The following is a 23,143-nucleotide window of genomic DNA, read 5'->3' as shown; positions in this document are numbered from 1 at the left end:
TGTTTGAAGCAAATGAGCTCGGTCTTGTACTGGGCTCTTTGCATTGGTAATAACACAAAGAATTCTGAAAACCCAAAATGGAAAATCCTATAACTTAAATTTACTTTGTAACTTTGTGCTTTTAATATATTCTTCAGATGAAACACCAATTCTGGTTCCTTTTTGTAGTCGTACTTTTTTTGTCTTCTTGCAACGATGACAACAAACTCCGAATGGAAGCCCAAAAAAAGGAAGCCCAAAAAAATGAAATCATTTTTATCAATATCAACAAAGGCTGGGTTTTTCAGTCTGCGCCAATAAATGCTGTTGCAGAAAACAGTATGTCTTTCTGGCCTCAGTGGCGTACGTTTATGGATGAATTGTCACAGAAACCAAAAAGTTCAATTAGTGCTTTTCAAAAGAAATCCAAAGTATTGACCAAAAAAGCGTTGGAATTAAAAGATAATATTCCAGGACAATACAACAATCCCGCCATCAAAAGCAGGATTTCGATTTTGATAACCAATGTAAGTTTGTTGGATATGTACTTGCATTTGACTCAAATTCCACATAAAAAAGTAGTCAAACAAGTTGCTGAAATTAATTTGGAATTGATTGCTTTGCAACGCGAAATGGACAAGATTGACGTAAAAAGTAAGATACCTGTTGAAGCAGGAGAGTCTGAAATGTTACAAATGATAAGAGATACTGCAAGAGCGATTCCATCTAGTATGCCACCTTCACAAAATACCCCACGCGTTGAGTAAGCCGATTTTATACAGTACCTACGAGAAATCACCTAAGTGTATTCAAATAAGTTCGAGTTTGACGGCGCAACCCGCCAGCAAATGGCATTTGACAGGTTTGCTAGGCTCTGGATTTTCATTTGTGACGCGTTCGTTGTTTACCCAGACCGAATTGCCTTTTTTGTTGGTGTTCAATAACAAAGAGGAAGCGGCCTATTACTTGAACGATATGGAGCAATTGGTGGGCGAAAAAGACGTGTTGTTTTATCCCGCCTCTTTCCGAAGACCGTATCAAATAGAAGAAACTGACAACGCCAATGTCTTGTTACGCGCTGAGGTATTGAACCGCATCAATTCGCGTAAAAAACCCGCCGTAATTGTCACTTATCCCGAAGCGCTTTTTGAAAAAGTAGTCACCCGAAAGGAATTGGACAAAAACACCTTGAAAGTCGCCGTTAATGATAAGATTTCTATCGATTTTATCAACGAGGTGTTGTTTGAATACGAGTTCAAAAGAGTTGATTTTATTACCGAACCTGGAGAATTTTCGGTGCGCGGAGGAATTGTAGACGTCTTTTCGTTTTCGAATGATAATCCGTACCGCATTGAGTTTTTTGGCAACGAAGTCGAAAGTATTAGAACCTTTGATGTCGCCACTCAATTATCAATTGAAACCAAGAAAAAAATCACGATTATTCCCAATGTAGAAAACTCTTTTTTTCAAGAAAATCGAGAATCTTTTCTAGATTATATTTCGCCGCAAACGGTAATTTTTATTCAAAATACCGAGCTGTTGTTGGCCGATTTAGACAAACAATTTGGCAAAGCCGAAGAAGCTTTCGCGAAATTATCACAAGAAATCAAGCGCTCCACACCCGAGCAATTGTTCTTGAATCAAGCCAGTTTTATTAAACGCGCTTTGGATTTTTCGGTCGTAGAATGGGGGAGCAAAGCAGTTTTTAAAACTATAAAAACGTTTCCTTTTCATTTTCAGCCACAACCGTCATTCAACAAACAATTCGATTTGTTATTGAATAACCTGAACGAAAACCATTTTAATGGCTATAAAAATTATTTGTTTTGTTCCAATGACGGACAAGTAAAACGCTTTCACGATATTTTTGAGTCATTAGATGAAGCCAATGCCGAAAACATTAGAAAGCAATACCATACTATCGTGTTGCCGATGTATCAGGGTTTTATCGACGAAGAAAACCAAATTGCTTGTTACACCGACCACCAGATTTTTGAACGCTATCACAAATTCAGCATCAAAAACGGCTATTCGAAAAAGCAAAATTTAACGCTCAAAGAACTGACCTCACTCTCGGTTGGCGATTACGTGACGCATATTGACCACGGAATTGGGAAATTTGGAGGCTTGCAAAAAATACAGGTCGAGGGCAAAACCCAAGAAGCCATTAAGTTGGTGTATGCTGATAATGACATTGTGTATGTGAGCATCCATTCGCTTCACAAAATTTCCAAATACAACGGTAAAGACGGAATGCCACCCAAAATCTACAAATTAGGCTCGAATGCTTGGAAAGCGTTAAAGCAAAAAACCAAAGCGAGAGTCAAACATATTGCGTTCAATTTGATTCAGTTGTACGCCAAACGTCGTTTGGAAAAAGGCTTTCAATTTGCGCCTGATAGTTATTTGCAAAACGAGTTAGAAAGTTCATTTATCTACGAAGATACCCCTGATCAAGTAAAATCGACTCAGGATGTCAAAGCCGATATGGAAAGCGAACGCCCAATGGACCGATTGGTCTGTGGTGATGTAGGTTTTGGTAAAACCGAAGTGGCCATTCGTGCTGCTTTCAAAGCCGTGGACAATAGCAAACAAGTAGCGGTTTTGGTGCCAACCACGATTTTGGCTTACCAACATTTCCGAACGTTTAGCGAGCGATTGAAAGATATGCCTGTGACTGTGGGTTATTTGAACCGTTTTAGAACCGCCAAGCAAAAAGCAGAAACCCTAAAGCAACTCGCCGAGGGTAAATTAGATATTCTTATTGGTACGCATCAATTGGTCAACAAAAATGTAGTCTTCAAAGATTTAGGTTTATTGATAGTAGACGAGGAGCAAAAGTTTGGGGTAAATGTAAAAGACAAACTCAAAACCATTGCGGCTAATGTAGATACGCTAACCCTTACGGCCACGCCTATTCCAAGAACCTTGCAGTTTTCGTTGATGGCGGCCAGAGATTTGTCGGTAATTACTACGCCACCGCCCAATCGTTATCCGATAGAAACGCACGTGGTTGGGTTTAATGAAGAAACCATTCGAGATGCGATTTCGTATGAAATTCAGCGCAATGGTCAAGTGTATTTCATCAATAACCGCATCGAAAATATTAAGGAAATCGCGGGTATGATTCAGCGTTTGGTGCCCAACGCACGAGTAGGCATTGGTCACGGCCAAATGGATGGTAAAAAACTCGAAGAATTGATGTTGGCATTTATGAACGGCGAATTCGATGTTTTGGTAGCCACCACCATCATCGAAAGCGGATTGGATGTGCCTAATGCCAATACCATTTTTATTAACAATGCGAATAATTTTGGACTATCAGATTTGCACCAAATGCGAGGACGTGTGGGACGAAGCAACAAAAAAGCCTTTTGTTATTTCATTTGTCCGCCGTATTCTGCGATGACCGAAGAAGCCCGAAAACGCATCCAAGCCTTGGAACAATTTAGCGAATTGGGTAGCGGTTTCAATATTGCGATGAAGGATTTAGAGATTCGTGGCGCAGGAGATTTACTGGGAGGGGAACAAAGTGGATTCATCAATGAGATTGGCTTTGATACCTATCAAAAAATTATGAACGAAGCCATCGAGGAGCTTAAGGAAAATGAATTCAAAGATTTGTATCCAGAAGAGAACAACATCGAAACTAAACAATACGTCAAAGACCTGCAACTCGACACCGATTTTGAGTTGTTATTCCCAGATGAATACATCAATACCGTTTCGGAGCGATTGCTGTTGTACAACGAATTAGGAGAAGTCAAAAGCGAAGAAGAACTGACCGTTTTCATCAACAAGTTGATAGACCGATTTGGACCTTTGCCAGCAAGAGCCAATGCCTTAATGAACAGCATTCGCATTAAGTGGATTGCCACTCGTGTAGGTATCGAAAAACTAGTACTCAAACAAGGCAAAATGATTGGGTATTTTGTTTCCGACCAACAATCGGATTTTTACCAATCGAATCGCTTCAATAAAGTCTTGGATTTTGTACAAAAGCATTCCAATCTATGCAAAATGAAAGAAAAGCAAACCCCCGCAGGCCTGCGTTTGTTGCTGACTTTCGACAATGCTAAAACCACCCGAAGATGTTTGGAGTTGATGGAATTATTGGGAGGGGAGAAGTAGGTTTTAAGAAGAAAATTGTTTTACTTTCAAATTATTCATTTTGTTTGAAGTAATATAACTATTGTACTTTTAAAGGTTTTGTAACTTTCTGTGAATTAGAAATAAATTGTTTATTTTTGAAATTAAAAAATTGGCACAATGGATAGTACTTCACAACTAAAGAAAAATTTGATTTCAAGGATAAAAGAGTCAAAGGATGTAAATTTTTTAAGTGCTCTACAGACCATTTTTGATGCCTCCGAGCAAGAACTGTATCAGCTGACAGCAGAACAACAGTCGTCAATCGAAATTTCGAGATCAGAATTACAAGAAGGTAAATTTCGTAAAAACGACCAAGTAATTTCAGAATTGAGAGAATGGCTCCAAAAGAAATAGTTTGGTCTACTTTATCCGAAATTCAGTTCAAAACGATTCTTGAGTTTTATTACTTCAGAAATGGAAATGCAGATTACAGTATGAAATTTCTATCGGAAGTAGAAGATTTATTAGAAACGTTATCCAAAACACCTTTTATTGGAAGATTAACTTCGAACAAATTTACTCGTGTTATTCCAGTAAAAAAGTACTTGATTTTTTATGAGGTACGAGAGAAATACTATTGAAATTGTAGCTTTTCGGGATAATCGACAAGATTCAGAAAAACGAAAAGTTAGATAATTTCTGTTTTCTTCTTTTTATATTCGATTTCGAAAAGGAATTTCGATTATAATTTTCTAATTCAAAACCTATGCTCCCTCTACAACCCCTTACTTCCGAAGAACATAAGCAATTGTTGCATCTGCTACAAAAACGTTTTGAGCAAAATAGCCATCGCCATCAAGGCATACAGTGGGAGAACGTAGTAACAAAATTAGAGCAACAACCGTTGAAGTTGCAATCGCTCCAAGCTATGGAAGAAACTGGTGGTGAACCAGATGTGGTGGGGTATGATGAGGCTACTAACGAGTATCTTTTTTATGATTGTTCGGTCGAGAGCCCCAAAGGACGTCGCAGTTGGTGTTATGATGCAAAAGCCTTGGACGAAAGAAAAGAATTTAAACCCGAAAATTCGGCCGTAGCAGTGGCTGAAGCGATGGGAATTACGCTACTAAACGAATCCGAATACCGCTATTTGCAACAATTGGGACCATTCGATACCAAGACCTCTAGCTGGTTGTTCACCCCAGCTCCAATTCGCGCTTTAGGTGGTGCTTTGTTTGGCGATTACCGTTACAAAACGGTTTTTGTATACCATAACGGCGCATCATCTTATTATGCAGCCAGAGGGTTTAGAGGTAGTTTGCGAGTGTAATTATTTCAAATTAATGATTTACTGTTTAGAGTCAAAAAAGGCTTTCATTTTAATTAAAATGAAAGCCTTTACTTTTAAGAAATAGTTGTAAAATTAGTTTTTAATAATTCTTTTGGTGATGGTGTTGTTTTCTGTTTCTATTTTGATAAAGTAAATTCCTGAAGGGACTGAAGAAATATCAATTTTGATTTTTTCTTCTGTGTTGGTGAACTCGTTTTTGAAAAATATTTTTTGTCCTTTTAAGTCATATAATTCTAACGTTTTTGGTAAAAGTCCATCCATTTTAATGTTGAAAACACCATTGGTGGGATTCGGATATAGAGCCACTTGATTGATTTCGAAATCTTGTCTTGATAGTGTAACCCCATTAATTACGAAATCATCTATGACAACCCCTAATTGATTCTCTAAATCATCTGACCAAAATACAATTCTAAAGATTACATTTTTTTCGTTCGTTAATCCACTTAAAGAGGTGGAATAGGTTTTTAAGGTCATATCTGTACCCGTCCATTGTGCACCTGGGCAATTAGTACAATCATTTGCGCTTCCCGAACTTGCTTTTGTTCTGGAGCTATTGTACCAGTTGGTTCCTTTTTGTCCAAGTATCTTCCATGTTTTTCCGAAATCGGTAGTGTATTCTACGAAGAAAATATCCCAATTGGGCTCTAAATCAAAGGCTGCTTTAAAACTAATTTCTGGACTAGAAATCTGGTTTAAATTATAACATTGTGATACTAAATAAGCTTTGGTTTTATTTGGATAATTACCCGTTAAACTTGTTGTATACACATTGTTGGTAGCTGTTGCTAATGCATCATTTGTTCTGATACCTTTAGTCCATAAACTATTAGTGGCACCGTCATTATATGTTAACAAGTTGGATGAATTGTTGTTTTCAAATGTGTTTATTACGCCAGCAGTTCCAAAGTTATTAATGTATAAGGGAACCGAAGTATGATTGTTATCCGGATCATTATCGTTTGTAATTATGGTCGAAATATTAAGCAAATAGGCACCGTTTTCCGCTTTAATTTCGGGAAGATCTATGATTTGAGTCGCAGTTGGGAGAATTGTTCCAGTCCAATTATAGGAAAGTGGAGTATCGTTGTAGGTATAATTGACTGTAACAGTTTTTACATCATTTTTACCAATATTTTTCACAGCTATTTTTGGAATTATTCCTGTGCAATAGATATCTGTATTTGGGTATTGTACATTTGTAAGTTGAATGTCATCTGAAAATGTTTCTATATTGATATTTGATTGCCAAATTCCTCTTCCATAGGTAGAAGCTATAATTTTGGCATCTACATAATTAAATTCAATATCGGTTACGCTTACATTTGGTAAATTTGTGTCAAAAGGTTCCCATTTTGCCATGGAATCATCTCGATAATATACGCCTAATTTTGTACCTAGATATAAAGGATTAAGGGAATTTCTACCTTGATGTTTGATTACATTTTTTCCAACATTTGGCAGACCAGTAGAAATAGAAACAAAAGATTTACCACCATCTTTTGATTGTAACACTTCTCCGTTTGTATTTGAAGTGGTTAGGTAGATAATATTACTATCTGTACTATGTATACAAATAGATGTGATTAGTTTATTGGCTGTATAAGTGATTTTAAATGTATTTCCTTTGTCGGTACTTTTGTAGAGAGTATATTCGTTTACAACATAAATATTGCTGTCATTGCTGGGGTCAATTCCAATTAGTTCTATACTGTCTGATCCAAGAGTTGTGTTGCTAACCACTTTCCACTCTTTTCCTGATAATTTATACAATTTAGTATAACCAGAAAACAATTCTCCAGAACGGTTAAATACTAGCGGCGTAATCCAGTTTCCAGTTTCACCTTCGGGAGCGGGAACCCATGAATTTAAATTTGCTCCAGCTGTATTGCTAATATGCATCATACCTCCATTTTGAACAAAACTATAGTAGTTATTGCTATTATTTGGATCAATGGCAGTATCCATTCCATCTGCACCATGAAAATTATACCATTTGTTATTGTTATATGCAAAACCGCCATTGTCTTGAAGTCCGCCCGTCATTTTGCTAGCGGTTTGTTTTGAAACCGCAATTTTATAAAACTGACTTATTTGTAATCCATCCGTATAATTTTTAAAGTTTAAACCACCATCACCTGAAACATAGATGCCTCCGTCTGTCCCAGCATACAAATTGGAGTTGATAAATTTTAAAAAATGGATGTCGGCATGAGTATACGAACTGCTATTCGGTTCATTCCAAGAGTTAATGACATTAAAGGAATTGCCTCCGTCGATCGATTTCCAAATATTTAAGCAACCAACATATACTTCTTCGGGATTACTATCAGAAACCGCTAAGGCTAAATCTGCATAATATTGGTTTGATTCATAAATATTTTCTGTTTCTGCTGTTTTTGTAAAAGTATCTCCACCGTTTATTGATTTGTAAATCCCTTTGAATTTATCACCAACACTAGTGAGTATATATACATAATTTGGATTAGCGGGTGTAACATCAAGTAATGATCTTGAGGAGTTTAAATCAGTTGTTATGGTTGAAAAACTAGATCCCCCATCAGTAGAGCGAAAAAAACCAGTGTTATTTACTGCATAAACTATATTTGCATTACCAGGTTTGTATCGTAGTGATCCTTTGGAAAAACTTCCAGGGACCACTTGGTACCATGTATCACCCCCATCGATAGTTTTGTACAAACCATTATTTGTTGCACATAATAATATTTTAGTATTGTTTGGATTAATGATAATATCACCACTTGCATAATAAGATCCTGTAAATGTTAATCCAGTTGTATTCCAAGTAATTCCTCCATCAGTTGATTTTAAAACTCCAATGGAGTAGGTCGAAAAGGTATCCTTGTCGCCAGTAGCAATATAAATTATTTTAGAATTTGTTGGATCAATTGCTATTCCAGAAACCCCAATTTGTGGTAAATTATCCGACATTGGTGTCCAGCTCATTCCAGCATCTATTGATTTCCAAATTCCACCCGAAGGTGTGCCAACATAAATTGTATTCTTATCTAAAGGATCTACTGCCACAACATCTACACGACCTTGTCCATTTGACCAAGTTCCTGTCGGTGTATTGGTATATGGGCCAATAGGCTCCCAAACACTTGTTGGTAAGCTGGCACTTTTGTTAAGTTTTGCTTCTTTTTTTTGTGCAATGGCTTTCCATGTTTCTGCAGGAGTGATTAAAAAGCCTTTTTCATCTGTGTTATTACTCCAATTAAAATCCCAACGCATAAAAGGTTTGTAGCCGCTTCCTTTTTTTGTTTTGTCGTGATTTTTCCAATATTCATTGAATAATGCTCTCAATTCATTAATGCTTTTTTCTTTTGATGTTGAGGTTTTATTGGTATTCGCATTTTCTTCAAGCCAAGGTGCTGAGTCATTATATTGTGAATAGCATAATAATGGAAAAATCAACAATAGCAGCAGGTAGTTTTTTGTCATTTTTGTAAGCTTTTTCACAAAAGTAATTTATTTTTTCAAGTAATCCCTTATAAATGAAAAACTTATTTGTTATTCCTTTTTTTGTTGTGAAAGTTTATTGGTTTTATTCAAAAATAAGCTATTCCTCATGCTCGTTATGAAGTAATCATTCGTCTTCATCATCTTAAAATAAGAACATTCTTTGGTTTGTATTTATTAACGAGTTGAAAAATTTTGCTATAGATAACGAAAAGTTTAAAAATAAGCTATCTTTAATTCATATTCAAAACCCTGAAAATCATGAAAAAAGCATTTACATATATTTTATTTCTTTGGGTAATTTGCTCGTACTCTCAAGAAAAAACAACATTAGGATTAACCTTGAATCATCTGGCTATTTCGGTAAAAGATGTCAATATAGCAGCGACTTTTTATTCCAAAATCTTGTACTTGCCCGAGATTACCAATCGCACTCAAAAAGAAGGCATTCGTTGGTTTTCTTTAGGCGATGACAAAGAGTTGCATTTGGTTTCCACGATTACTTCGCCTGTGACAATCAACAAAGCGGTGCATTTTGCTTTAACCACACCACATTTTGACGAATTGATAGCACAATTGCAAAAAGAACACATTCCGTATTCCGATTGGCCAGGAGAACCCAACAAAATTACCACCCGTGCTGATGGAATTCAGCAAGTTTATTTTCAGGATCCAGATGGGTATTGGATAGAGGTTAATAGTGTCGCTAGCAAATAATTTAAAATAATTCAAGCGTTTTTTTCCCCTATTTTTGCATTTCTATTTTAGAATACCACACGATATGAGAACATTAGTTATTGGAGATATACACGGCGGTTTGCGTGCCTTGCATCAAGTGTTGGAGCGAGCAAAAGTTACGCCCTCCGATCAATTGATTTTTTTGGGCGATTATGTCGACGGCTGGAGCCAATCTCCACAAGTTATCGATTTACTCATCCAAATGAAAAAAACACATAACATAATCTGTATTAAAGGGAATCACGATGAACTTTTTTTGGACTACCTCGATAGCGGCAAAGACAATCCCTTGTGGTACAAACACGGTGGAGAAGCAACCGTATTGGCTTATGAAAAAGTGGACGATGCTACCATTCAACAACATATCGAATTCTTACACTCTTTAGAAAATTATTACCTAGACGAGCACAATCGATTGTTTATTCACGCGGGTTTTACCAATCTTAATGGAATTCATTACGAATACTTTCCTCGCTTATTTTATTGGGATCGAACCCTTTGGGAAACGGCTGTTGCCTTAGATAAATCGTTGCCAAAAGACCATCTTTCCTATCCCAAACGATTGACTCTTTATAAAGAAATCTATATAGGCCATACCCCAGTTACCCGATTAGAACAAACCACACCAGTACAAATGGCCAATGTTTGGAATGTAGACACCGGCGCCGCCTTCAAAGGACCACTTACCATTCTAGATATCGATACCAAAGAATACTGGCAAAGTGAACCCTTACATCAGTTATATTTCGATGAAAAAGGAAGAAATTAAAGTTTTTTAGGAGCAGTAGTCATTAGGCTTTTTTGGGAGCAAAGTCCCGCTGTCCTTCCAATCTTTTTATCCCCAAAAAGGGATAAAAAGGATTTTCCCTCCCATCGGGGCTAAGGAGTTACATTAGTCATTTTTTGGAAACAATTAGCCATAAAAAACCCTTTCAGTTTTTCATACTGAAAGGGTTTTCATTTCTATAAATCGATATTACAAATCAAATTTAATCCCTTGTGCCAAAGGCAAATTGGTCGTATAATTGATCGTATTCGTTTGGCGACGCATATATACTTTCCAAGCGTCAGAACCTGATTCTCTTCCGCCACCAGTTTCTTTTTCTCCACCAAAAGCACCTCCAATTTCCGCTCCAGAAGTACCAATATTCACATTGGCAATACCACAATCCGATCCTGCTACTGACAAGAAACGTTCTGCTTCACGCAAATTATTGGTCATAATTGCAGAGGACAAACCTTGCGCTACACCATTTTGTATTTCAATCGCATTTTCAACATCGCCACTGTATTTCATCAAATACAATACAGGAGCAAACGTTTCATGTTGTACAATTTCGAAATTGTTTTTAGCTTCAGCAATAGCTGGTTTTACATAACAACCGCTCTCATATCCTTCACCCGAAAGTACGCCACCTTCAACTAAAATTTTACCGCCTTCGGCTACTACTTTAGTCAACGCTTGGTTATACATTTCAACGGCTTGTTTGTCTATAAGTGGTCCCACGTGGTTTTTTTCATCCAATGGATTTCCAATTCGCAATTGCCCATATGCCGCCACAATAGCGTCTTTTACTTTGTCATACATACTTTCGTGGATAATCAATCTACGGGTTGAGGTACATCGTTGTCCTGCGGTTCCAACAGCGCCAAAAACAGCGCCAATAACAGTCATTTTGATATCAGCATCAGGAGTTACAATTATAGCGTTGTTGCCGCCTAATTCTAAAAGCGATTTTCCTAAACGCCCTGCTACCGTTTGTGCTACAATTTTCCCCATTCTAGTAGAACCTGTAGCCGAAATTAACGGAACACGAGTGTCTTTGGTTAACAATTCACCAATAGTGTAATCACCGTTAATCAAACAAGAAATTCCTTCTGGAAGGTTGTTTTCTTTTAACACTTCGGCAATAATATTTTGGCAAGCTACTCCGCAAAGAGGCGTTTTCTCAGAAGGTTTCCAAACACAAACATCGCCACAAATCCAAGCCAAAGCCGTATTCCAAGCCCAAACTGCTACAGGAAAGTTGAAGGCAGAAATAATACCTACTACCCCAAGCGAATGGTATTGCTCATACATTCTGTGTCCTGGACGTTCGGAGTGCATTGTCAATCCGTGTAACTGACGAGACAATCCTACTGCAAAGTCACAAATATCAATCATTTCTTGAACTTCGCCGTAGCCTTCTTGCAACGATTTCCCCATTTCATAAGAAACCAATTTCCCTAAAGCTTCTTTGTTTTTGCGTAATTTTTCTCCAAACTGACGTACAATTTCACCACGTTGTGGGGCTGGCATCAATCGAAATGTTTTGAAAGCAGCTGTCGCAGTTTGCATCACTTTTTCATAATCCGCAGCAGAACTTGTCGTTACCGATGCAATTAATTGTCCGTCTACAGGAGAGTAACTTTCTAACAATGAACCGCTCGCAAAGTGCTGCGTTCCAGTAGAAGTTCCTTCATTTACTGCTTTAATACCTAGTTGCGCTAGGGCTTCGTTCATTCCGAATTGAGTTGCTATTGTTGTCATTGTAACTTTTTTAGTTAAAATTGTTATATTTTTTCGTAAAGATAGTATTTAGATGCAAATTTCAAAGAAGTGTTTCTAGTTAAAATTAGTAAACACCAAAAAATCAAGACTTTCTGTTAATTGAAGTCCTTGTAAAATGCCGTAAAAGTAACCTAAATCGCAAAATTAAGGTGGTTTCATTTAAAAATAACAGCCATTTTCAGCAGAAGCCGTACTTTTAACCTTTAATTTTCAATACAGAAAAGATGAAAAAAGTATTGGGTTTGCTACTGCTATTTTTTGTGAGCACATTAGTTTCTTTTGGACAAAAGACGAAACCCGTTTTTGAAGTCGTCCCTTTGGGGGTGTATGGCGGAATCGATGAACGAAATTTATCGGCCTATTTAGTGGCTCCTATCGGAACAAAGGAATACGTTTGTTTAGACGCTGGAACCGTTCATTCGGGCATTGAAAAAGCAATCGAAAAAGGCACTTTCTCCGTTCCTTCGAGTACTGTTTTACGCCAATACATCAAAGGCTATTGTATTTCACACGCGCATTTGGATCACGTGTCGGGTTTGATTATCAATTCACCCGCGGACTCGACTAAAACGGTTTACGCCATATCTCCTGCAATGAAAATGATGCAAAACCATTATTTTAACGACCAGACTTGGGCGAATTTTGGCGATGACGGTTTGGGGAAGCCCTTAAAAAAATACCATTTCGAAACCCTTTCTTTTGGAAAAACCATACCCATTTCGAACACTTCGATGACGGTGCAAGCGTTTCCGTTGAGTCACGTAAATCCTTACGAAAGCACAGCATTTTTAATCAAAAAAGACAACAATGCGGTCTTGTATTTAGGCGACACAGGACCTGACTCTGTAGAAAAAACCACAAACCTAGCCGACCTTTGGAAAGCCATCGCGCCCTTGATTCAAAAACAAGAGTTGAAAGGGATTTTTATAGAAGTTTCGTTTCCTAACGAACAACCCGATGCGTTCCTATTCGGACATTTAACGCCTAAACATTTGATGAAAGAAATGCAGGTTTTAGCAGCACTCACTGGAAAAGAAGCCTTGCAAAAATGCAAAATCATCATTACCCATTTGAAACCTCCTGCAACCTCTATCCAAAAAATAAAGCAACAATTAGCGGCTCCAAACGAGTTGGGATTGACTTTTGTATTTCCTGAACAAGGTGTGCGTATGGAGTTATAGGGTATTATTCAAAACATATAAGACATTTAAGTTTTTGTGTCTGTCTCGATTTTTTTCAATCATATAAGGTATTAAAGGTCATTTAAGTTTTGTTTAAATCCGTACTGTGGTAAATAACTTAACCGCAAAGTTCGCAAGGGTTTTCGCAAGGGACGCAAAGTGAAAGAGTATTGCTTTGTGGTAAAAAGCTTAACCGCAAAGGGCGCAAGGGTTTACGCAAGGGTCGCAAAGTTATTTTGTATTTTAATCTGTGTAAATCTGTGTAAATCTGTGTAAATCTGTGTAAATCTGTGTAAATCTGTGTTTGAATAATTAGCCACAAGGAATGCAAAGTTTCTTTTGTTTTTAATTTTTGCCGATTTGTATAATTTTATCTAACCCTTTTCAAATTAACAACAAAGTGCAAAACCTTGCGTGCCTTGCGTTTTTTCTTTGCGAACCTTGCGGTTAAAAATTGCAAAGCTCACAAAGAACAAACTCATATGACTTATATGTTTTAAAAAATTTAGTTCAATGCTTATTTCTTCCCCATAAATCTTGGGTCGGTATCCATCACGGTGCCACAATTTTGGCAAGTACGCAACGCTTCAGAGCTATAGAAATGTTGAAAATGAGGCAGAAAATCTTTTTCAATGTTGTGGAGTTCAAAATAGACTTCGTGCAGTTTATGATTACAAGACTCACAATGCCAAAGCAAACCATCGGTAAAGCCCAAACCGGCTCTTTTGCGTTCAATCACTAGCCCAATAGAACCTTCGGAACGTACAGGTGAGTGCGGAATTTTAGCGGGGTGTAAATACATATCTCCTGCGTGCAGTTCCATTTCTTTGCGCTGCCCTTCTTCTTGAATGATGACTTTTATACTGCCTTCGAGTTGGTAAAACAGCTCTTCTGTTTCGTTGTAGTGGTAATCTTTTCGGGCATTCGGTCCCGTCACAATCATCACGATATAGTCGCCAGAATCAACATAAAGGTTTTTGTTGCCAACGGGTGGTTTTAATAACTCACGGTTATCTTGAATCCATTGGTTGAGGTTGAAGGGTTTTGCTATGGCCATTGTTTTTGTGCTAAAATTGGAAAGGCTAAGATAAGGAAAATGATACTATCAAATGATATTATCAAAAACCGTTTCTCTTCCTACTTCAGGGAATTCGCTTTAAAAAAGTTAGCCACTAATTACACCAATTGCCACTAATTATAATCGAAATTGAAATCAAATTTCACGAATTCCATCAACGTTAATAATTTGTGTCATTAAAACATATTGTAGTTCGTTATTTATTAGTGAATTCGTGGCGGAAATTTTTAAACGCGAATACCGAGCTCCTATTTGCCTTCTCTAATCAAATAGACATATACTGGGAAATGGTCGCTATATCCAACTTCGGTTAGGGAATGCCTAAGTGGATAGCCTTTAAATTTTCCTTGCGTTTGAATGAGGTAATTCCGCTGGAATATGCCTGGTTTCCAATACTGCCAAGTCGAATAATCTGAATTGAGCCAAGTGCCAGTAAGCATAATTTGGTCAAAAACATCCCAAGCATCTTGGTGTGCAATCGTACCCAATCCCTTGCTCAACAAAGCTTCAAAAGGATTGAAGATTTCGTGTGGAGCTACCGCTGTTTTTTTTCCTTTGGCACCCAAAGCCACCTTTATGCTCTTGTTATGAGGCCCATCGTTGAGGTCACCCATCGTAATGATTTTTGCATTGACATTGAGTTGTTGCAACGAATCGATAATTTTCTTATTCAGTTTTCCAGCGGCTTCTCGGTACGCACTTGTTTTTTGCTCGCCACCAGAACGAGAAGGCCAGTGATTGACAAGGAGATGGATTTCTTCTCCTTCCAAATAGCCACTAACTAGCAATTGGTCTCGAGTGTAAATCCTTTTGGTTGGTGCTAAAATAGGAACATCATCTTCTGTTTTTTCAGCCAATGATGATGCAGTATTGGTTTTTTCAGCCTCTGGAGTAGCATTCAAATACAAGGGAATCACACTGTAATTTGTGGGTCGAAACCATTTTTTTCGGTATAACAAAGCCACATCAATGCCACGCTTGTCGGGTGAATCAAAGTGAATGATACCATATTCGCCCTCTTGTAGTTGAGATTGTTGAATCAAATCTTCGAGTACGGCTCTGTTTTCGATTTCACATCCGCCGATAAAGGTGGGCAATTCTTTGTTTTCTGGCGTACCAATTTCTGAAAGGACTTGTGCTAAATGATGGAGTTTGGTTTGGTATTTTGCTTTTGTCCATCGTTGCAAACCATCGGGTGTCCACTCTTCATCAAAAGTATCGGGGTCGTTGATGGTGTCAAAAAGGTTTTCAAAATTGTAAAACGCAACCGTATGTATTTTGAATTTTTTGGTTTGTGAAAATAGAGGCGATGTCCCCAAAACAAGAAAGAGTCCAAAAATCAACCAGTTATACTTCATATATATTATACTAAAATCGCTACAAGTAAAGTTAAGGGATTTCCATTAGAAACCGCTGCATATTTTAGGATTTGCCTATATTTGTTTTTATAACTCAGTTTTGAATCTATTGAAACCCAATTTAAACATTACTACTAACAACGGACAAGCAAAAGCCAATAGCAAAGGTCATTTTTTATGGCAAGCTTTGTTTTTTGTTTTTGTATGCTCGATTACTAACAGTCAAGCTCAAAAAAAGATGATTACACCACCCGTACTTCAAAAAGGAGATACCGTTGCCATTGTGGCTACCGCTCGAAAAAATATCGAAGATAATTTACAACCTACTATCGATTTGCTACACAGTTGGGGACTCGAAGTGGTGATTGGAAGCACCATTGGTTTAGACCAAAATCAATTGGCGGGGACAGATGCGCAACGTGCCGCCGATTTTCAAAAGCAAATGGACAATCCTAATATTAAAGCCATTTGGTGTGCTCGTGGCGGCTACGGAACGGTGAGAATGATTGATTTATTGGATTTTTCTACTTTCAAAAAGCACCCTAAATGGATAGTAGGCTTTAGTGATGTTACGGTTTTACACAATCATTTGAATACGTTGGGTTACAAAACTATCCACGGAACGATGCCTGTGAGTATTCCTAGAACCGCTCCTGAATCGATAGCTACTTTGTACAAAGCCTTGTTTGGACAACCATTAGCCTACACTATTGAACCTACGGCAATGAATCGTTTTGGCAAAGCCAAAGGAGAATTGGTAGGTGGGAATTTATCGATTTTGTATAGTTTGTTTGGCTCGCCTTCTGCTATTGATTGTTCGGATAAAATTCTTTTTATCGAAGATTTAGATGAGTATTTGTACCACATCGACCGTATGATGATGAATTTGAAACGCAATGGTTGTTTGGAAAGCATCAAAGGAATTATCGTAGGCGGTATGACCAAAATGAAAGATAATGATATTCCTTGGGGCAAAAATGCGCTTGAAATTATTGAAGACGTAACCAAATCCTATAACATTCCCGTGGTATATAATTTCCCAGCGGGGCATATTAAGGATAATCGCGCGTTGATTTTAGGAAATACCATCACACTTGAAGTCACAGCTACAGGCACTACTGTGGTTTTTGAATAGTTTTTTGGTTGAGACATATAAGTCATATAAGTTTACAATTATAATTTTATTGAACCATATAAGGTATTGAAGGGCATATAAGTTGGGTTTGAAAAATAATACTTTGGTTTAACCACTAAGTTCACAAAGATTTGCACAAAGTTCACTAAGAAAGATGGTTTACTTTTACTCTGGTAATTCACAACAATCAGTGTTCTTAAATGACCTTCAATACCTTATATGGTTCAAAAACTGATTACACATTGAAATAGCGAGAGTAATAATTTTCATAATCATCAATTGCATTCTGCTTTAGCGGGATGTTTTTTAATGTGAATCTAGAAAGGCTTTAGCCAAAATTATGCTGTATTTTGGCTAAAGCCTGATGTGGGTTTGCATTATAGTGAATGGGCTAAAGCCCATTTCTATTCAAATCTTAAATGACCTTATATGCCTTATATGGTGAATTTAAAAAAACTAATATGACTTATATGTTTAAAATTTCAAAAGGATTTTGATTTAAAATATGGCAGCACATAACGAATTAGGAAAACTAGGAGAGGAGCTAGCGGTTGATTTTCTGAAAAAAGAAGGTTACACGATTTTAGCAACGAATTGGATTTTTCAGAAGGCTGAGATTGATATTTTGGCTCAAAAAGAAGATATTTTGGCGGTAGTTGAGGTCAAAACACGGTCTTCTATCGAGTTTGGATTGCCACAAGACTTTGTAAAACCCAAAAAAATCCAATTATTGGTAAAAGCTGTCGATGCTTATGTGACCCTCAACGAAATCGATGTAAATGTACGATTTGACATTATTGCGATTCATAAAGAGAAGGAATCCTTTGCAATTGAACACCTTACCGACGCTTTTTTTCACTTTTAATCAAAAAAAATCCGATGTTATATTTGTAACAAATTGTTTTTTATTTATATTTGCAAAGAGATTTAACACATTTTGTCAGTTAAATCTAATCTTTCTCTAAAAAAATTAAAAATGTATTTGTTATGAAAACTGTTTCTTCAATTGTTGAAAATTACATCAAAACCAAACCTTTTTTATTGAACGCTCTTTCTTTGGGTATTATCAATTTGACTTCATTATCTCGGAATATTATGACCGAATTAGAAAGTGAATTTGGTAAAGAGGTAAAACAAGGCGCTGTGGTGATGGCTTTGAAACGATTAACAGAAGAATTGGATTTCAAGTTGAATCATAAAATCAATAAAGTAATCAAAAACATTGGTGAAATTACCGTACGCTCGGAGCTGACGGATTACACTTTTGCGGTTTCTGACACTGTTTTGAACAAGCAAGCTGATTTGATTACCGACATTAATACGTTTTCGGATATTTTCTATACTTCTTCACGTGGAGTTAATGAGATTAACATTGTGGTGAGTAACAGCGTGAATCACTTGGTTGAAAAGCATTTTTCTAGTGAGAAATTAATTCAGAAATTAGAAAATTTGGCCTCGATTACGGTTAAATTGCCCAAAGAAAATATAGTGGTTCCGGGTATTTATTACTTCATTTTTCAGCGTTTGGCTTGGGAAGGAATCATTATCAATGAGGTGATTTCGACTTCGAATGAGTTTACAATCTTGGTGAGTGAGAATGAAGTAGATGTAGCTTTTAAAGTAATAAAAGACTTGAAAAATTAGGAAAACATTCCAAAAATAATATGAAAACGAAGCCTAGTGCTTCGTTTTTTTGTGCAAGAAAGTCAAAGAAATGTTTACAAAAAAAGACTATGCTTACTCTTAGCCCCGATGGGAGGGAAAATCCTTTTTATCCCTTTTTCGGGATAAAAAGATTGGAAGGACAGCGGGACTTTGCTTACTGATGTACCCATTTTTTGCTGCTCCTAAAAACAATGGTGCGGCTTGGGGTGAAATTAATGGTCGCTAATGCTTAAATTTACATTTTTATTACGCAAAACAATGTCATTATCTCCTTCTTATCAAAAGTTTAAAGACCAAATTGCAGCTGTGCTCGACTCGGAGCGCCTATTGACGAATCCTTTGCAAACCTTGGCGTATGGAACGGATGCGAGTTTTTATCGGTTGATTCCGAAGATGGTGCTTTTGGTACATTCTGAAGCCGAAGTGGTGGCGATTATCAAAGCGGCAAATGCCTTGAATATTCCCTTGACGTTTCGAGCGGCGGGAACGAGTTTGTCGGGACAAGCGATAACGGACTCGGTTTTGGTCGTGGCGACGCACGGTTGGAAGCATTACGAATTATTCGATGACAAGCAAAAGATAAAACTAGAACCCGGAATTGTAGGCGCTAGGGCGAATACTTTTTTGGCGCCACACGGATTAAAGATTGGTCCCGACCCGGCTTCTATTGGTGCGGCGATGATTGGTGGAATTGTAGCCAACAACGCCAGCGGGATGTGCTGCGGAACGGCTCAGAATTCCTATAAAACCATTGCTGATATTCGAATGATTTTGCACGACGGGACAGTCCTTGACACAGCCGATACGGAAAGTGTGGCTTCGTTTTATGAAACTCAGGCGCATTTAATTGAGGAAATTAAAGACTTGCGACATACGATTGTTACGAATCCAGCTTTGGAGGAGCGCATTCGTCAGAAATTTAAAATCAAAAATACTACGGGCTATAGCATCAATGCTTTGGTGGATTATGAAGACCCTATTGAAATTATCAAGCATTTGATGGTGGGTTCTGAAGGGACTTTGGCGTTTATTTCGAATGTGACTTTTAAAACGGTTGTAGACGAAAAGCATAAATCTTGCTCGTTGTTGATTTTCAATTCGATTCAGGACGCTTGCAACGCGACGATTTTGTTGAAATCAAGTCCTGTTGCTGCAGTAGAATTGCTTGACAGAGATTCCATTCGCTCAGTAGAAAATGATACCGAAGCACCGGATTATTTTAAAACGTTACACGAAGACGCTTGTGCTTTATTGGTAGAATGCAGAGACAATGATAAAGAAGTGTTGTTGCAAAAACAACAACAAGTGAAAGCTCAAATTGTGAGTATACCGACTTTTACGGATTATGAATTCACATCAGACCCCAAACAATATTATTTTAATTGGAAGGCAAGAAAAGGTTTGTTGCCCACAGTAGGTGGTTTGCGAAAAACAGGAACGACGGTGATTATTGAAGATGTGGCTTTTCCGTTACCTCAATTGGCAGAAGCTTGTGTGGCATTAAAAGCCTTATTCAAAAAATACGAATACCACGACGCGGTTTTGTTTGGACACGCGCTAGAAGGGAATTTGCATTTTGTGTTTTCGCAAGATTTCTCGAATCCGAAGGAAGTACAACGCTATGAAGACTTAATGGCCGAATTGGCGATAATTGTAGTGGATCAATTTGGAGGCTCTCTGAAGGCGGAACACGGAACGGGGCGTAATATGGCGCCTTTTGTGGAAAAAGAATGGGGAGCGGCGGCTTATGATATTATGAAGCGGATAAAGAAGATCTTTGATCCAAAGAACCAAATCAATCCCGATGTTTTGATCAATCCCGATCCAAAAGCGCATTTGAAACACTTAAAACCTTTACCAGAATCTCACGCTATTATTGATAAATGTATGGAATGTGGATTCTGTGAACCGCATTGTGTTTCCGAAGGATTAACGCTTTCACCTAGACAACGCATTGTTATTGCTAGAGAAATCAGTCGATTAGAAGCAACTAATGACGACCCGCAACGATTGGCCGATATTAGAAAAGACGTTACCTATCAATTGGATGAAACTTGTGCCACGGATGGTTTGTGTGCTTTGGCTTGTCCTGTTCATATTGATACGGGCAAGTTTGTCAAACATTGGCGAGCCGATGCGATTACCGATACGCAAAAGAAAGTGGCTAACTACATTGGTTCAAATATGGCAAGTACCACCGCGATAATGCGAGCGGGATTAAAAGTGGTGTCGTTTTTTCATTCGATTTTGGGTACAAGTGTTATGTCATCGATTTCTAGTGGATTACATTGGATTTCAGGTGGCAATATTCCTAAATGGATTCCTCAAATCCCGAAAGGAGCGGATAAAATTAAGTAAGCGAAAGATTGGCCACTAATTCACGAATTGGTTTTAAAAAAAGAGTCACTAATTTGCAGATTTTAATTGGAATAGCATAAAGGAAATAACCGCAAATTCGCAAATTTTAATTTAAGTAGTTGTAAAACTTAATTTGCGAATTTGCGGTGAAATAATTTTAAGATTTAGTGCATTCGTGGCAAAAATAAATAAATATGGCTGATTTAAAAGTAGTGTATTTCCCTTCCTGCATCAACCGTGCGATGGGAAAAAACGAATTTCAAAAAGAAGAAGACTTACAACTCACAGCATTGACTCATCAGTTGTTGGTGCGGGCGGGTTATACCATTATTTATCCAAAAGAATTGGATGCGCATTGTTGTGGAATGCCTTTTTCTAGTAAAGGTTTTGTTGCCGTGAATCATAAGCAATCCCAACTTTTAGAAGCTGATTTGCTTCGTGTTTCAGAGAATGGCAATTATCCTATTTTGTACGATATGAGTCCTTGTTTTTACCATTCCAAAGAAGAGTTCACTAGTGCTTTGAAGATAGTAGACCCCATAGAGTTTATGTTGGACTTTGTGTTGCCTAAATTAACCATAAAAAAGAAAAAGGAAGCAGTGGCTATTTTTCCCGTTTGTTCGGTTAAAAAAATCGGAAAAATGGATCAATTATTGGCTTTGGCCCAGCATTGTGCAGAGCAAGTGACGATGATTGACAGCAATTGTTGTGGCTTCGCGGGCGATCGCGGTTTTTTGGTTCCAGTATTGAACGAACACGGACTTAAAGACTTGAAACAGCAAATTCCAACCCACTGTACCAATGGCTATTCTACTAGTAGAACTTGCGAAATTGGTTTAGAAAAAGCCAGCGGAATGTCGTTTACTTCTATTTTTTATTTGATTGAAGAAGTTACGCGATAACTTTAATTTGCTGCCGACTGCCCATCATACTTCATTTTTCTCAAAATCCTCAAGGCTTCTTTGAAAGACAAATACACTTGAGGGAATGGTTTAAGAAAAGTTTTGGCATCAATTAATTTTTGTTTCGCATCCTCAAATCCGTTGAGGTAGCAAATCATCAAAGTAGAAGGTAGATTTTCTAGGTCTTTTAATTCTCTATCGTTTAGCAATTGCCCTTTTTGAAGTTTGTTCAATAAAGCACTATTAGCATTATAAATGTGATACAACATTTTGGTATTGAATTCGGGTGGTTCAAACAGAAAATCCCTGTCGATTTTGTAATAGCCATTGTCGTGAAAACGCAAGGTTTGTTTTTCCAAAGGATAATAACTGGTTTTGTCATTCAATCCCAAAGGCACATACTCTATAATCGTAAAGGTATCTTCGTCAAAAGTAATTTCTACCACATCTTGAGCGGAGTAAAACAGCTTAATTTGTTCGTTGATAAGGGCTATGTCTACTCTAGACAAATACGTTTTTCCTTTGTAATGTTTGGCTATTCCCGCCCAGCAAATCACGAACAACTCCTTGAAAACTTTATATTTAGGAGACATATCTTTATGACGGAAATTCATAAAATCAATCACACCATCAAGTGTATATGCTATACTGTTGCGTGAATTGTTTTCAATCCCAATAACCGTTTCTGTATTTTGATAGTTGCGTTCTATTTCACCTTCGACTGGAAGTGTATTGCTGCCTCTACGTATAAAAATGCTATTGGCTAGTATCGTATGAATTCCTTTTTTGAAGAAAGAGGTCTTCGGATTGGGTTTAATGGTTACTAAACCAATTACTTTGTCTTTGGGTAAGTTGGGGAAAGGCACATTTTCATACTGAATCTGAGGAGGATTTTCCAGAAAGGCATTGACTAAATTCTGAATCCGACTATCATCAAAAAAATCATCGCCCACAATGGCATTATCTTGGTCTTCAACGCCGACGACTATGTATGAATTATTGGTAGGATTGGAGTTGGACAAAGCGCAAATGTGTTTCAAAAACTTGGCTTTTCCCTCTCTAGAATGCAAATTCAATTGTCTTTTTTTGTCATAAAAACTGCTCTCATCATTATGAGCCAATAGGTTCTTAATAAGCAAGCGTTTATTAATCATGACTTGGGTGGTCTTACATAGACTTTAGGTTCTTAAAAGTACACTTTTTTGATAGTAAAATAAGAAAAAGAACTATCTAGCTTTTTTAAATGTAACTAAAGATAAATAGTTCTACTAC

General features: G+C 37.4%; 18 protein-coding genes. 13 read left to right on the top strand and 5 right to left on the bottom strand.

Annotated features, from left to right (window positions below; genetic code table 11):
* The first annotated feature begins 137 nt into the window (after window positions 1–137).
* The 5 genes from WFZ86_RS12220 (at window position 138) to WFZ86_RS12200 (ending at window position 5,401) form a co-directional block, all read left to right on the top strand.
* Complete coding sequence (locus tag WFZ86_RS12220; protein ID WP_342692176.1) at window positions 138–746, top strand: hypothetical protein; 609 nt, start codon at window positions 138–140, stop codon at window positions 744–746.
* Window positions 739–4,110 carry a transcription-repair coupling factor gene (gene mfd, locus WFZ86_RS12215; protein WP_342692175.1) on the top strand — a complete coding sequence of 1,124 codons (3,372 nt, stop codon included), beginning with the start codon at window positions 739–741 and terminating at the stop codon, window positions 4,108–4,110. The genes WFZ86_RS12220 and mfd overlap by 8 nt, the downstream gene beginning before the upstream one ends.
* A gap of 138 nt (window positions 4,111–4,248) precedes the next feature.
* Window positions 4,249–4,485 (top strand): hypothetical protein, encoded by a 237-nt coding sequence (locus WFZ86_RS12210; protein WP_342692174.1) that lies wholly within the window; start codon window positions 4,249–4,251, stop codon window positions 4,483–4,485.
* A complete protein-coding gene (locus WFZ86_RS12205; RefSeq protein WP_342692173.1) occupies window positions 4,467–4,712 on the top strand; it encodes a type II toxin-antitoxin system RelE/ParE family toxin in 246 nt (81 codons plus the stop codon). Before WFZ86_RS12210 ends, WFZ86_RS12205 begins: the two co-directional genes overlap by 19 nt.
* A gap of 125 nt (window positions 4,713–4,837) precedes the next feature.
* Entirely contained in the window at window positions 4,838–5,401 is a 564-nt protein-coding gene (locus WFZ86_RS12200; RefSeq protein ID WP_342692172.1) for a DUF4256 domain-containing protein, read from the top strand.
* A 93-nt stretch (window positions 5,402–5,494) separates the two neighbouring features.
* On the opposite strand, the gene WFZ86_RS12195 is transcribed toward WFZ86_RS12200, so the two are convergent.
* Window positions 5,495–8,887, bottom strand: coding sequence for a T9SS type A sorting domain-containing protein (locus WFZ86_RS12195; protein ID WP_342692171.1), 3,393 nt, complete (start codon window positions 8,885–8,887; stop codon window positions 5,495–5,497).
* A 279-nt stretch (window positions 8,888–9,166) separates the two neighbouring features.
* On the opposite strand from WFZ86_RS12195, the gene WFZ86_RS12190 reads away from it, so the two are divergent.
* Together WFZ86_RS12190 and WFZ86_RS12185 are read left to right on the top strand one after the other, a co-directional pair.
* Window positions 9,167–9,622 (top strand): VOC family protein, encoded by a 456-nt coding sequence (locus WFZ86_RS12190; protein WP_342692170.1) that lies wholly within the window; start codon window positions 9,167–9,169, stop codon window positions 9,620–9,622.
* Window positions 9,623–9,686: 64 nt separating this feature from the next.
* Window positions 9,687–10,412: a metallophosphoesterase family protein gene (locus tag WFZ86_RS12185; RefSeq protein ID WP_342692169.1), complete on the top strand. Its 726-nt coding sequence runs from the start codon at window positions 9,687–9,689 to the stop codon at window positions 10,410–10,412.
* Window positions 10,413–10,619: 207 nt separating this feature from the next.
* On the opposite strand, the gene amaB is transcribed toward WFZ86_RS12185, so the two are convergent.
* Window positions 10,620–12,173: an L-piperidine-6-carboxylate dehydrogenase gene (gene amaB / locus WFZ86_RS12180; RefSeq protein WP_342692168.1), complete on the bottom strand. Its 1,554-nt coding sequence runs from the start codon at window positions 12,171–12,173 to the stop codon at window positions 10,620–10,622.
* Between the two features lie 245 nt (window positions 12,174–12,418).
* On the opposite strand from amaB, the gene WFZ86_RS12175 reads away from it, so the two are divergent.
* The gene (locus WFZ86_RS12175; RefSeq protein WP_342692167.1) at window positions 12,419–13,375 is read left to right on the top strand and encodes an MBL fold metallo-hydrolase; all 957 of its coding nucleotides are present in this window, start codon (window positions 12,419–12,421) and stop codon (window positions 13,373–13,375) included.
* Window positions 13,376–13,892: 517 nt separating this feature from the next.
* On the opposite strand, the gene WFZ86_RS12170 is transcribed toward WFZ86_RS12175, so the two are convergent.
* Together WFZ86_RS12170 and WFZ86_RS12165 are read right to left on the bottom strand one after the other, a co-directional pair.
* Complete coding sequence (locus WFZ86_RS12170) at window positions 13,893–14,432, bottom strand: 3-hydroxyanthranilate 3,4-dioxygenase (RefSeq protein WP_342692166.1); 540 nt, start codon at window positions 14,430–14,432, stop codon at window positions 13,893–13,895.
* Window positions 14,433–14,701: 269 nt separating this feature from the next.
* Window positions 14,702–15,811, bottom strand: coding sequence for an endonuclease/exonuclease/phosphatase family protein (locus tag WFZ86_RS12165; RefSeq protein WP_342692165.1), 1,110 nt, complete (start codon window positions 15,809–15,811; stop codon window positions 14,702–14,704).
* Window positions 15,812–16,049: 238 nt separating this feature from the next.
* Between WFZ86_RS12165 and WFZ86_RS12160 the strand changes: the two genes are divergently transcribed.
* The 5 genes from WFZ86_RS12160 to WFZ86_RS12140 all read left to right on the top strand — a co-directional run bounded on the left by WFZ86_RS12160 (window position 16,050) and on the right by WFZ86_RS12140 (window position 21,871).
* Window positions 16,050–16,946, top strand: a complete 897-nt coding sequence (locus WFZ86_RS12160) for a S66 peptidase family protein (RefSeq protein WP_342692221.1) — start codon at window positions 16,050–16,052, stop codon at window positions 16,944–16,946.
* Between the two features lie 505 nt (window positions 16,947–17,451).
* The gene (locus WFZ86_RS12155; protein ID WP_342692164.1) at window positions 17,452–17,811 is read left to right on the top strand and encodes a YraN family protein; all 360 of its coding nucleotides are present in this window, start codon (window positions 17,452–17,454) and stop codon (window positions 17,809–17,811) included.
* 122 nt (window positions 17,812–17,933) lie between these two features.
* Window positions 17,934–18,590, top strand: a complete 657-nt coding sequence (locus WFZ86_RS12150; protein ID WP_159688653.1) for an aspartate kinase — start codon at window positions 17,934–17,936, stop codon at window positions 18,588–18,590.
* Window positions 18,591–18,836: 246 nt separating this feature from the next.
* A complete protein-coding gene (locus WFZ86_RS12145) occupies window positions 18,837–20,969 on the top strand; it encodes an FAD-binding and (Fe-S)-binding domain-containing protein (RefSeq protein WP_342692163.1) in 2,133 nt (710 codons plus the stop codon).
* Window positions 20,970–21,163: 194 nt separating this feature from the next.
* Entirely contained in the window at window positions 21,164–21,871 is a 708-nt protein-coding gene (locus tag WFZ86_RS12140; RefSeq protein ID WP_342692162.1) for a heterodisulfide reductase-related iron-sulfur binding cluster, read from the top strand.
* Window positions 21,872–21,873: 2 nt separating this feature from the next.
* On the opposite strand, the gene WFZ86_RS12135 is transcribed toward WFZ86_RS12140, so the two are convergent.
* Entirely contained in the window at window positions 21,874–23,025 is a 1,152-nt protein-coding gene (locus tag WFZ86_RS12135; protein ID WP_315144786.1) for an ATP-binding protein, read from the bottom strand.
* Window positions 23,026–23,143: the final 118 nt, after the last annotated feature.

This window comes from Flavobacterium polysaccharolyticum (assembly GCF_038739875.1).
Taxonomy (GTDB): domain Bacteria; phylum Bacteroidota; class Bacteroidia; order Flavobacteriales; family Flavobacteriaceae; genus Flavobacterium; species Flavobacterium polysaccharolyticum.
Note: the sequence above shows the minus strand (reverse complement) of the source record. Positions and strands in the feature narration are given on the sequence as shown.

What these genes read in the sequence shown, in the direction of transcription:
- WFZ86_RS12220 (WP_342692176.1), top strand. Translation starts at nt 138, where the DNA reads ATGAAACACCAATTCTGGTTCCTTTTTGTAGTCGTACTTTTTTTGTCT.
- WFZ86_RS12210 (WP_342692174.1), top strand. Translation starts at nt 4,249, where the DNA reads ATGGATAGTACTTCACAACTAAAGAAAAATTTGATTTCAAGGATAAAA.
- WFZ86_RS12205 (WP_342692173.1), top strand. Translation starts at nt 4,467, where the DNA reads ATGGCTCCAAAAGAAATAGTTTGGTCTACTTTATCCGAAATTCAGTTC.
- WFZ86_RS12200 (WP_342692172.1), top strand. Translation starts at nt 4,838, where the DNA reads ATGCTCCCTCTACAACCCCTTACTTCCGAAGAACATAAGCAATTGTTG.
- WFZ86_RS12195 (WP_342692171.1), bottom strand. Translation starts at nt 8,887, where the DNA reads ATGACAAAAAACTACCTGCTGCTATTGTTGATTTTTCCATTATTATGC.
- WFZ86_RS12190 (WP_342692170.1), top strand. Translation starts at nt 9,167, where the DNA reads ATGAAAAAAGCATTTACATATATTTTATTTCTTTGGGTAATTTGCTCG.
- WFZ86_RS12185 (WP_342692169.1), top strand. Translation starts at nt 9,687, where the DNA reads ATGAGAACATTAGTTATTGGAGATATACACGGCGGTTTGCGTGCCTTG.
- amaB (WP_342692168.1), bottom strand. Translation starts at nt 12,173, where the DNA reads ATGACAACAATAGCAACTCAATTCGGAATGAACGAAGCCCTAGCGCAA.
- WFZ86_RS12175 (WP_342692167.1), top strand. Translation starts at nt 12,419, where the DNA reads ATGAAAAAAGTATTGGGTTTGCTACTGCTATTTTTTGTGAGCACATTA.
- WFZ86_RS12170 (WP_342692166.1), bottom strand. Translation starts at nt 14,432, where the DNA reads ATGGCCATAGCAAAACCCTTCAACCTCAACCAATGGATTCAAGATAAC.
- WFZ86_RS12165 (WP_342692165.1), bottom strand. Translation starts at nt 15,811, where the DNA reads ATGAAGTATAACTGGTTGATTTTTGGACTCTTTCTTGTTTTGGGGACA.
- WFZ86_RS12160 (WP_342692221.1), top strand. Translation starts at nt 16,050, where the DNA reads ATGATTACACCACCCGTACTTCAAAAAGGAGATACCGTTGCCATTGTG.
- WFZ86_RS12155 (WP_342692164.1), top strand. Translation starts at nt 17,452, where the DNA reads ATGGCAGCACATAACGAATTAGGAAAACTAGGAGAGGAGCTAGCGGTT.
- WFZ86_RS12150 (WP_159688653.1), top strand. Translation starts at nt 17,934, where the DNA reads ATGAAAACTGTTTCTTCAATTGTTGAAAATTACATCAAAACCAAACCT.
- WFZ86_RS12145 (WP_342692163.1), top strand. Translation starts at nt 18,837, where the DNA reads ATGCTTAAATTTACATTTTTATTACGCAAAACAATGTCATTATCTCCT.
- WFZ86_RS12140 (WP_342692162.1), top strand. Translation starts at nt 21,164, where the DNA reads ATGGCTGATTTAAAAGTAGTGTATTTCCCTTCCTGCATCAACCGTGCG.
- WFZ86_RS12135 (WP_315144786.1), bottom strand. Translation starts at nt 23,025, where the DNA reads ATGATTAATAAACGCTTGCTTATTAAGAACCTATTGGCTCATAATGAT.